At 49.9% G+C, this 1,110-nt stretch carries 2 tRNA genes and 3 rRNA genes; all 5 read right to left on the reverse strand.

Going from position 1 to position 1,110, the window contains the following annotated elements:
• Nucleotides 1-173 (reverse strand): 23S ribosomal RNA (locus DFP94_RS25215); the annotation flags it as partial.
• Nucleotides 174-544: 371 nt separating this feature from the next.
• Nucleotides 545-620: transfer RNA gene (locus tag DFP94_RS25220), tRNA-Ala, on the reverse strand.
• A gap of 41 nt (nucleotides 621-661) precedes the next feature.
• A tRNA-Ile gene (locus DFP94_RS25225) sits at nucleotides 662-738 on the reverse strand.
• A 40-nt stretch (nucleotides 739-778) separates the two neighbouring features.
• Nucleotides 779-895 (reverse strand): 5S ribosomal RNA (gene rrf, locus DFP94_RS25230).
• Between the two features lie 134 nt (nucleotides 896-1,029).
• Nucleotides 1,030-1,110: ribosomal RNA gene (locus DFP94_RS25235) — 16S ribosomal RNA — on the reverse strand; the annotation flags it as partial.

Genomic DNA, 1,110 nt, shown 5'->3' on the forward strand with positions numbered 1-1,110 from the left:
ACCCTATGTATTCAGGTATGAGTGACTGGGTATTACTCCAGCCGGGTTTCCCCATTCGGACACCCCCGGATCAAAGCTTGCTTACAGCTCCCCGAGGCAGTTTCGTTGTTCGCCACGTCCTTCTTCGGCTCCTAGTGCCTAGGCATCCTCCGTGTGCTCTTAGTAGCTTAACCATATATGCTCCGGTTTTGCGCTGTCCGCTCTGTTGTCGGTCGTTTCGCCTGCTGCTTACGCAACGACTCACGCACCTCCAAAGGATCGGCCATCCCAAAACCTACGCATCAGTATTCACTACCTTTATTAAACTTGTTTTGACACAAGTTCAGCTATGATGATTTTCAATTTGGCTTTGCAGCAAATTCAAATTCATCATTAAAGGAATGTTCTAAAACGCAAATTCTTCGTTTCGTTATCCAGTTTTCAAGGATCAAGGACGAAATTTTGTAACGATCACTTAACGTGACGTTCAGAATTTCTGTCAAGTGCGAATCGTTATCTGATCGACGCTAAAGCGTGAAGGATAACGGTTCTAAGATGAAATTAGTGGTGGAGCCAAGGAGGATCGAACTCCTGACCTCCTGCTTGCAAGGCAGGCGCTCTCCCAGCTGAGCTATGGCCCCATAAGAAACCCCAGGAATCAAAAAAACGATTATGGAGTAGATGGTGGGCCCTAGTGGACTCGAACCACCGACCTCACCCTTATCAGGGGTGCGCTCTAACCAGCTGAGCTAAGGGCCCATAATCGGGATATTCTATTTGCAACCCATTAAAGGGATGCGCTTGGCAACGTCCTACTCTTCCAGGACCCTTCGGTCCAAGTACCATCGGCGCTGGAGGGCTTAACGGTCGTGTTCGGGATGGGTACGCGTGGAACCCCTCCGCCATCGTCACCAAACGCGAGAGAGTTGAACTCTCAAAACTGACCAACGAGTGAGTAAGGTCGACTTTGCAAGCAAAGTCTTGTTATCCGGCCGCTTGCGCGGACCGTAGTATTTGAATGTCCTCGTTGCAGAGAACGATTCTCCATAGAAAGGAGGTGATCCAGCCGCACCTTCCGATACGGCTACCTTGTTACGACTTCACCCCAATCATCTACCCCACCTTCGGCGG

Origin of the sequence: Fontibacillus phaseoli (assembly GCF_003337355.1) — a bacterium.
Classification (GTDB): Bacteria; Bacillota; Bacilli; order Paenibacillales; family Paenibacillaceae; genus Fontibacillus; species Fontibacillus phaseoli.